General features: G+C 44.8%; 8 protein-coding genes and 1 pseudogene. 3 read left to right on the forward strand and 6 right to left on the reverse strand.

From position 1 onward, the window contains the following. Genes ACVBJC_RS13515 through ACVBJC_RS13530 form a run of 4 tightly spaced genes read right to left on the reverse strand, consistent with a single transcriptional unit; the run spans position 1 to position 3,412 of the window. Positions 1-1,014 (reverse strand): vWA domain-containing protein, encoded by a 1,014-nt coding sequence (locus ACVBJC_RS13515; protein ID WP_447161292.1) that lies wholly within the window; start codon positions 1,012-1,014, stop codon positions 1-3. After that, positions 1,008-1,526: a DUF4381 domain-containing protein gene (locus ACVBJC_RS13520; RefSeq protein ID WP_447161293.1), complete on the reverse strand. Its 519-nt coding sequence runs from the start codon at positions 1,524-1,526 to the stop codon at positions 1,008-1,010. The genes ACVBJC_RS13515 and ACVBJC_RS13520 overlap by 7 nt, the downstream gene beginning before the upstream one ends. Further along, a complete protein-coding gene (locus ACVBJC_RS13525; RefSeq protein WP_447161294.1) occupies positions 1,527-2,456 on the reverse strand; it encodes a DUF58 domain-containing protein in 930 nt (309 codons plus the stop codon). It abuts the gene before it with no gap. Continuing rightward, positions 2,456-3,412 (reverse strand): AAA family ATPase, encoded by a 957-nt coding sequence (locus ACVBJC_RS13530; protein ID WP_447161295.1) that lies wholly within the window; start codon positions 3,410-3,412, stop codon positions 2,456-2,458. Before ACVBJC_RS13530 ends, ACVBJC_RS13525 begins: the two co-directional genes overlap by 1 nt. A 405-nt stretch (positions 3,413-3,817) precedes the next feature. Here ACVBJC_RS13530 and fadI point away from each other — a divergent pair, with 405 nt between their 5' ends. The 3 genes from fadI to ACVBJC_RS13545 all read left to right on the forward strand — a co-directional run bounded on the left by fadI (position 3,818) and on the right by ACVBJC_RS13545 (position 7,827). Further along, entirely contained in the window at positions 3,818-5,128 is a 1,311-nt protein-coding gene (fadI, locus tag ACVBJC_RS13535) for an acetyl-CoA C-acyltransferase FadI (protein ID WP_447161296.1), read from the forward strand. Between the two features lie 4 nt (positions 5,129-5,132). Then, positions 5,133-7,253: a fatty acid oxidation complex subunit alpha FadJ gene (fadJ, locus tag ACVBJC_RS13540; protein ID WP_447161297.1), complete on the forward strand. Its 2,121-nt coding sequence runs from the start codon at positions 5,133-5,135 to the stop codon at positions 7,251-7,253. Positions 7,254-7,638: 385 nt separating this feature from the next. Further along, positions 7,639-7,827: a hypothetical protein gene (locus ACVBJC_RS13545; protein ID WP_447161298.1), complete on the forward strand. Its 189-nt coding sequence runs from the start codon at positions 7,639-7,641 to the stop codon at positions 7,825-7,827. A 129-nt stretch (positions 7,828-7,956) separates the two neighbouring features. Here the strand turns inward: ACVBJC_RS13545 and ACVBJC_RS13550 are convergent, their stop codons facing one another. Together ACVBJC_RS13550 and ACVBJC_RS13555 are read right to left on the reverse strand one after the other, a co-directional pair. Then, complete coding sequence (locus ACVBJC_RS13550) at positions 7,957-8,082, reverse strand: hypothetical protein (protein ID WP_447161299.1); 126 nt, start codon at positions 8,080-8,082, stop codon at positions 7,957-7,959. Positions 8,083-8,245: 163 nt separating this feature from the next. After that, a pseudogene (locus ACVBJC_RS13555) lies at positions 8,246-8,488 on the reverse strand (hypothetical protein); the annotation flags it as partial.

Consider the following 8,488-nt stretch of genomic DNA (forward strand, 5'->3'; position numbering starts at 1 on the left):
TTAACGTCCTCCTTTGATTGGGTTAGACTTGGTTCTAATCGATTTTGTTCGAAACAATGAGACCTGACTCAGTGATATGAAAATCGAGGTTAACAGCGCCAGACATAGCGGCCAGTAAAATAGTTCTGCTTGTGGTCGATAACTTAATTGATCTCGAGTCACGGGTTCAAGGGTATCTATCACTTGATAGATCTGCTCAAGCTCTTGGGTATTGCGTGCTCTAAAATATTGGCCACCGGTTGTTTTAGCAATTTTCTGTAATTGAGATTCGTCTAAATCCATTGATGGATTGACCCTCTCTTTACCAAATAGGGTTCGGCGCTCCATGACATCTGCACCCACTCCTATGGTGTAAATAGTGATCCCTCTTTTCTCGGCGATTTGCGTCGCTTGCTCGGGAGAAATTGCTCCAGCGTTGTTTGAGCCATCAGTCAGTAAGATTAAGACGCGATTACTCTGCAGGACTTTGTCAAAGCGTTTCACCCCAAGTGCGATGGCTTCGCCTATAGCGGTTTGCTTACCGACTAAGCCGATTTGCGCTTCTTTTAAGTATTGCGCAACGGTGCGTCTATCTTGGGTTAACGGAGATTGCAAATATGCATGGTCAGCAAACAGGATAAGCCCTATTCGGTCGCCTTTTCTACGCTCAATAAAGTCACTGATCACATGTTGAATAAGGGTAAAACGGTCAACGGCTTTACCGTCCAGCACCATATCCTCTATTTGCATACTGCCAGAGAGATCGACCGATAACATTAGATCACGGCCTTTACTGGGTAGCTCAATGGCTTCACCAACCCATAAAGGGCGGGCGCAGGCTAACACGAGTAAGCACCATACAATCCAATAGCGTTTACGAGTACCCTGGCTTTTTTCGGTCGCAGCGACTTGATTAGGTAAGCTGGCACCGGGCAAAATTAAATGGCCGCCAAGCTGTTGTGTCTGCTGCTTCTTTCTAAAAATGAGCGGTAGAGGTAACAGTAGCAATAGTAATGGCCAGGCAAGCGTTAACATGGGCTTACCTCGTTGTTAATTTCATTGTGTGTTTTACCTTGCTTATTGGTAAGCGGTAAGGCGGCTTTTAACCAGTTTTGAGCATGTAACTTAAGCGCTTGCTTGTCTTTATCGCTGAGGCTTGATGGCTGAAAACGCGTCGCTAGTAATCGGCACAGTTCATCTTGAGGAGTCGTCACTTGCGCGTTAAGCCACTGATACCAATCATCACCACTGAGTTGGGCAACTTGGCTACGAGCCCAATAGCTCATGGCGGCCCGCTTTAGCAAGCTGCTAACCTCTGAGGCATATTGCTGATTGTGAATATCGAGTGTGGCCAGTTCAGCCAATGCAGCACGTTTTGCTGCACGGTGTTGACGACGCTTTATTAGCCAGACACAGGCAAGCATAACAAGCACCAAGATGCTAAACAGTGCAAGCCAATAACCGTATGCTAATGGCCAGAGGCCTATTTCGACAGGTGTTTGAATATCTTGCATCGAGGCAAGTGCGGGATTAACAGGATTGGTCATTTATCTAAGCGTCCCTAATTGCTGATTAAGGCGTTGCCCTGCATCGATAATACGGGTTTCAACATTAAGCTTTTGCATCATTTCAATAAATTGGTTTTGTAAATTTTGTTGATTAGCTAGCCATTGCTCGTAACTGTTTCTGTCAATAATGAGCTCTTTTGAACCCTCTCTCACAGGCAGCTGAAAGTGCTTAGGCAGTGACAATTGGCCTTGACGTAGTGGATCGGTGACTAAAAAGGCCCCCATATCACAGTGACGTTTTAAGTCCGATAGGGCAGCTAAGCATCCGGGCGTAAAATGACTACCGTCGGAGATTATCCAGATTAATGAACCTGGTTTGGCAAGCCGACGTAATCTTTGACAAGCTTTAGCTAAATGATCGGGCTCTGGTTCTTGCTCAGCAATATTTCTCAGTTGATTTTCATGCAGTTTTTTTATGGCAGAGATAACTTGCAATATGCCTTGTTGGCGACTTCTTGGTTTAAGCTCGATATGCTCCTCTTCGGTGGCAATTAATGCTCCTAAGCGGTCACCGTGTAATATCGCGCTCCAACCAAGTGTCGTGGCAAGGTGAGCGGCTTGAACAGATTGCAACATTAAGCTCGAGCCAAAATAGAGACTATGGCTAAGATCGAGCAATAGCAGAACAGGGCGTTCGCGCTCTTCAACAAATAACTTGGTGTGCGCTTTGCCAGTCCTTGCCGTGACACGCCAATCAATGGTGCGAACGTCATCACCGCTTTGGTAGTGACGCACCTCCGCAAACTCCATGCCTCGGCCCTTAATCAAGCTGGCGCGATGGCCTGATAGACTGGCTTTGGCTTTTGAGCGTTTTTCTGGCAAAGCTTTCGCTAGACTTTGGCAAGCAAGTAACTCTTTTTCAGTAATATTAATGCCATCGCTAAACAATGGCAGCTGTGTATTGACCATTAAGGGACCGCGACTTGAGAAAGAATATGATTGATCACATCGTCGGCACTGACGCCATCAGCTTGTGCTTGATAGCTCAATAGCAGGCGGTGGCGCAGCACGTTAGGCGCAACGGCTTGAATATCTTCGGGTGAAACAAAGTCTCGTTCGTACAGGTAGGCACGTGCTCGCGCGCAGCGCTCAATTGATAAGGTTGCACGAGGGCTCACGCCGTATTCAAGCCAGCTGGCAAGTTCCTGGCTATAAGCCTCAGGCTTGCGTGTCGCCATAATGATATCGACGATGTATTTCTCTAGTGGCTCAGCGAGATAAATTTGTAATGCGTGCTCTCTGGCGGCAAAAATATCAGCTTGAATAATGGGCTCAACGCGGGGCATTTCTTGTTTAAGCGCCTCATTACGAGACATACGCATGATCTCAAATTCAGTTTCTGCGCTTGGGTAATCTAGATTCAAATGCATTAAGAATCGGTCTAGTTGTGCCTCAGGTAACGGATAGGTACCTTCGTTTTCTAGTGGGTTTTGTGTCGCCATCACTAAAAAAAGTTCTGGCAGTTGATAGCTGTGCTTACCCACTGTGACTTGCCCTTCAGCCATTGCTTCTAATAAAGCTGACTGTACTTTGGCTGGCGCACGGTTAATCTCATCGGCCAAGATAAGGTTATGAAAAATTGGGCCCGCTTCAAATTCAAAGGTTGCCGTTTGAGCACGGTAAATATCGGTACCGGTTAAATCCGCTGGTAACAAATCCGGGGTAAATTGAATACGGTGAAAATCCCCTTCGACGCCATCACACAGTGCTTTTACTGCGCGGGTCTTGGCAAGGCCTGGTGGGCCTTCGACCAATAGGTGCCCATCGGCAATTAATGCAATTAGTAGATTCTCGGTGAGAATAGGCTGTCCTAGAATGACAGTATTTAAGTATTCGCGTAACGCGTGAAATCGACTCAAAGGCATGATGCTACTCGGTTTATTTAAAGTTAGTTAGATATAGACCAACGACATAGTAGAAAATTCCTTAAGGGTTTGGCTAGTGCCAATTTACCGTTAGGCTGATAAGTCATCATATTGGCATGACCAAAGTCCCCTTTAAGAACGTCCTTTTTTGCTACATTTAATCGTTAATGAGTAAAAACATAGACAACAGTTATTGAGTTTTTATCCATTAATATTTGTTAATTAAAAAGTTTTGGATATATTTAAGGCAAAAAAACAAACAAGTGTTTAAAACTTTTCAGTAAGAAGTTAGAATCAGATCACACTTTAAATGGTCAGACCTGTTTAATTGAAGGCAAATAGGTTTCTCAAGGATATAAGAAAGCGTGCAGCCATAGGTTAGCAAGCAGAATAAGAGGGCGAAAAATGAGTGATAGACAACAGGTGACGAATGCGCGAGGCGAGAGAATCGCGATTGTTTCGGGTTTACGTACACCATTTGCAAAACAAGCTACGGCTTTTCATGGGGTGTCTGCGTTAGATATGGGCAAGATGGTGGTTAACGAACTGCTTTCTCGTTCAGAGCTTAATCCTAAAGAGATCCAGCAGCTTGTTTATGGGCAAGTTGTGCTAATGCCAGCTGCGCCCAATATTGCTCGTGAAATTGTGCTAGGCACCGGTATGGATGTCAGTACTGATGCTTATAGTGTCACACGTGCTTGTGCGACCAGTTTTCAATCCACCGTCAACGTGGCCGAGTCGATCATGACGGGTAATATGGATATCGGTATTGCTGGTGGGGCAGACTCTTCTTCTGTAGTACCAATAGGCGTCTCAAAAAGACTGGCTCACGCTTTAGTTGATCTAAATAAAGCACGCAGTTTTGGCCAAAAACTCGCTATTTTTCGCCGCTTAGGCCTCAAAGATTTACTGCCAGTGCCACCGGCAGTTGCTGAGTATTCGACTGGCTTGTCTATGGGGCAAACTGCGGAGCAAATGGCAAAGACTTACAATATCAGCCGCGCCGACCAAGATGCATTAGCTCACCGTTCACATACACTTGCAACGGAAACTTGGAATGCAGGTAAATTGGCTGAAGAAGTGATGGCAGCACATGTCCCGCCTTATAAGTCATTTATCGACCGTGATAATAATATTCGTGAGAACTCAACCCTTGAGTCTTACGCTAAGCTGCGTCCAGCTTTTGACCGTAAACACGGCTCAGTGACAGCTGCTAACAGTACACCATTAACAGACGGCGCATCAGCGGTATTGCTGATGAGTGAAGGCCGCGCTAAAGCGTTAGGTTACACACCGATTGGCTATATCAAGAGTTATGCTTTTACAGCCATCGATGTTTGGCAAGACATGCTAATGGGACCTTCATATGCAACACCACTCGCGCTTAAACGTGCGGGGATGGAACTTGAAGATTTAACCTTGATTGAGATGCATGAAGCGTTTGCGGCGCAGACGCTAGCCAATATGCAGATGTTCGGTTCGAAGAAATTTGCTGCAGAAAAACTGGGGCGCAACCGTGCGATTGGTGACATCGACATGAGTAAGTTTAACGTGCTTGGTGGCTCGTTAGCTTATGGTCATCCATTTGCCGCTACTGGCACACGTTTGGTGACGCAAGTTTGTCATGAGCTTAAACGACGTGGTGGTGGAACGGGTCTCGCAACAGCATGTGCTGCGGGTGGCTTAGGTGCAGCAATGATAGTAGAGGTGGATTAATCACATGGAAAAGACATTTAATTTAACGCGTCGCGATGACGGTATTGCCATTTTAACTATGGATGTACCAGGCGAAACCATGAATACCCTGCGCAGTGAATTCGGACCTGAAATCAGTGATGTACTCGCTGAAATCAAAGCTGATGTTAACATTAAAGGCTTGGTATTAGTCTCGGGTAAAAAGGACTCGTTTGTTGCTGGTGCCGATATTTCTATGCTTGATGCTTGTGAAACTGCAGCAGATGCAAAGCAGTTATCTCAGCAGGGCCATGTGGTATTTAATGAACTTGAAAGTTTATCGATCCCAGTTGTAGCTGCTATTAACGGCGCTTGCTTAGGTGGTGGCTTAGAGCTCGCTTTAGCTTGTCATAAGCGAGTATGTTCACTTAACCCAAAAACCATGATGGGCGTACCTGAAGTTCAATTAGGTTTACTTCCTGGCGGCGGCGGTACCCAGCGTTTACCGCGTTTGGTTGGCGTAACCACTGCGCTTGATATGATGTTAACCGGTAAGCAACTTCGCCCTAAACAAGCATTAAAAATGGGCTTGGTTGATGATGCGGTGCCTGATTCAATTTTACTGCGTACAGCTGTAGAAATGGCTTTAGCGGGCAAACGCCCTGCGAAGAAAAAGCAACAGTCATTGATGAATAAAATGCTTGAAGGGACAAGTGCTGGTCGTAACATTATTTTCGATCAAGCCGCAAAGCAAGTCGCGAAAAAGACCCAAGGTAATTATCCCGCTCCGGCAAAAATAATTGACTGTGTGCGCCAAGGCATGGCTAAGGGCATGGTCAAAGGGCTTGAAGTTGAAGCGAGTCATTTTGCCGAACTTGTGATGTCGAAAGAATCGGAAGCGCTGCGTAGTATCTTTTTTGCGACCACTGAGATGAAAAAAGAGACTGGCGCCGGTGATGTAGAGCCTAAGCAAGTCAATAAGGTCATGGTACTTGGTGGTGGACTAATGGGTGGTGGAATTGCCTCGGTGACGACAACTAAGGCTAAGATCCCTGCTCGAGTTAAAGATATCAGCGAAACAGGGCTGAGTAACGCATTGGCATATGCGTACAAACTGCTAGACAAAGGTGTTAAACGCCGCCATATGACACCTGCCGTTCGCGATAATTTGATGGCGTTGATGACAACCACGACAGAATATAAAGGCATTAAAGATGCGGATATTGTTGTCGAGGCTGTTTTTGAAGACTTAGCGCTGAAGCATCAAATGGTTAAAGATGTAGAGCGTGAGTGTGGTGAACATACTATTTTTGCTTCAAATACCTCCTCTTTGCCAATTGGCCAAATTGCTGAGGCGGCTAGCCGTCCAGAAAATGTTATTGGTCTACACTATTTCTCGCCGGTTGAGAAAATGCCGTTAGTCGAAGTGATTGCCCATGAGAAAACGTCGGCAGAAACGATTGCAACTACAGTAGCATTTGCTAAAAAGCAAGGTAAAACACCGATTGTGGTTCAAGATGGCGCAGGCTTTTATGTAAACCGTATTCTTGCGCTTTATATGAACGAAGCCGCTCAGCTGTTGTTAGAAGGACAGAGCGTTGAGCACCTCGATAAAGCATTGGTGAAGTTTGGTTTCCCCGTTGGACCAATGACGCTCTTAGATGAAGTCGGTATTGATGTTGGTGCTAAAATCTCACCGATTCTTGAAAAAGAGCTAGGTGAACGATTTAAAGCACCAGCAGCATTCGATAAGCTTTTAGCCGACGATAGAAAGGGCCGTAAGAACGGTAAAGGTTTCTATCTCTATGGTGGAAAGAAAAAAGCGAAACAAGTTGATGAAAGTGTTTATACGGTTCTAGGATTAAAGCCTGGCGTTGATACTGAAGCGACTGAGGTCGCGCAGCGCTGTGTGGTACAGATGCTAAATGAAGCGGTACGATGCTTAGAGGAGAACATTATTGCTTGCCCAAGAGATGGTGATATTGGTGCGATTTTTGGTATAGGTTTCCCACCTTTCCTCGGCGGACCTTTCCATTATATTGATACGCTAGGCGCTGCTAACTTAGTTAAGATCTTAGAAAATTACAAGTCTAGATATGGTAGTCGTTTTGAGCCCTCTGTTAAACTGAAGCAGATGGCGCAGGAGGGAACGCGCTTCTTCAGTTAGGCTGAAGCGCTACACCCCATAATAGCCTTACAAAGCGGCCACTATCTCTGTTACAAGGAGAAGTGCGCCGCTTTTATATTTTCTACTAGTCTATTTTTGGGCAATTGTTTCGAGTCGTTGCTCTCAACCTAGAGATCGTAATGTAGAGCACTATCAATTTAGTACTATCAATTTAGTACTCTTAATTTAGTACTCTTAATTTAGTACTCTTAATTTAGTACTTTCAATTTTGAGTTCTCAAGCTAGTGCCCCCAAGCAGGCCTTAACTCAAATAGCCTAAAAAACACTCTCATTCATTTAATTTAGTCTATATAATGGGCAATCGGTTGTCAGCCTTTTAAGGGCGAGCTTATTGGTTGTGGGGTGTAGATAAGTGCTATTGGCTATGGTATTGATATTAATCTGTTCGGGCTATTTCTTAGGTAACTCAGCATTTAAAGCTGGTCTTCCGGTTAGGCGTTGGGCGTTTGCTGGTGCATTATTAGGGCCCGCAGCCTATCCTCTGTTTAACTCTCATAAACAGCTTGCATACCGTAAAGCTATGGGCAAGCAGGGTACCTCAATCGCTTTGTGAGCGCTCAAATTGAGACGTTAACGTTTATTGAGATAACAAAAAAGGAGCATATGCTCCTTTTTCTGTCATTTAACTAATCAGCCCTTTCTGCTAAGAGGTACTTAGTAAAGCACATAGTAAGTTACTTAGCTAAGCTGCATAGTTCCACCAACCTTTAGCTGGGATAACTTCTAAATGGTTCAGTCCTTCCGGCAGTTGAACCTTTTTACGAGCAGGTTTTGCTAATCCAAGTGCTTTCATCAGTGAATCAAACATAATCATACTCCTCAATATTTTTATCCGCTTGCTTAGTTCCACCAACCTTTAGCTGGGATCACTTCTAAATGGCTTAAGCCCTCAGGCAACTGTACTTTTTTACGAATAGGTTTATCAAAACCAAGTGCCTTTTTGATTGAATCAAACATAGTCATATCCTCAATTAAGCCGTTGCTTGGTTGATGTACTTGATATGTGGGAAACCAGCGGTCTGTAAAGGCTTAAACTTGATGTTTGGGATACCAGCAGTTTGTACAGGCTTAAACTTGATGTTTGGGATACCAGCAGTTTGTACAGGCTTAAACTTGATGTTTGGGATACCAGCAGTCTGTACAGGCTTAAACTTGATGTTTGGGATACCAGCAGTCTGTACAGGCTTAAACTTGATGTTTGGGATACCAGCAGT

Source organism: Shewanella sp. 0m-6 (assembly GCF_052977325.1).